This is a genomic window from Peribacillus sp. P4_C12, assembly GCF_056402095.1.
This window is the reverse complement of sequence record NZ_JBFUIB010001143.1, coordinates 1-615: the sequence shown is the minus strand read 5'-3', so window position 1 is coordinate 615 and position 615 is coordinate 1. Positions and strand designations below refer to the sequence as shown.

1 pseudogene is annotated in these 615 nt (G+C 36.3%); it reads right to left on the bottom strand.

From position 1 onward, the window contains the following. Window positions 1-288, bottom strand: a pseudogene (locus AC1DUW_RS31825) (HNH endonuclease); the annotation flags it as partial. Between the last annotated feature and the right edge of the window lie 327 nt (window positions 289-615).

The following is a 615-nucleotide window of genomic DNA, read 5'->3' as shown; positions in this document are numbered from 1 at the left end:
ATCTAGCTCATGGTATTCTAATTTCACTAAATAGCCTTCATTGTTCCATTTGCTATGATTTTGCATAATAGAAGGTTTAGGAGCATTTTTATAATTATCATTTGCAACGCTAATTGCAACAATTAAACCTTTTACATAATGAAAGATTCGATCGCCTTTTTGTACCTCTTTCATACGTTGCCAAGAGTGCGGTACATTTCCTCCCTTATCCTGTTGTGGCGACCAAATAATCCCTAGATCTTTTTCTTCCTGATAAGTGTGACCTTGCATAACAATAAAATTATTCAAATTGCTTCCCCCTAAAAAACGTGGCTGTTTTGATATATTCTATTTTACATTAAATATTCTATTAAAATAACAACTTCCAATACAATTCGTCACGGATCGCCAAAAACGTCTTCTGTGATAATGGATTCCTGCCGACGGCAAAACCTACAAACAACACAAAAAAGGTTGATATAGGTCGGACACTCTTGATTATTTCTAACCAGAGAACCTTAATATATCAACCCTTTTGGATGTCCCGGGAGATATTCGAACTCACGACCGACTACTTAGAAGGGCGTTGTTCTATCCAGCTAATCTACTCTATATACCGCTGTTTTTCTTCCGTTC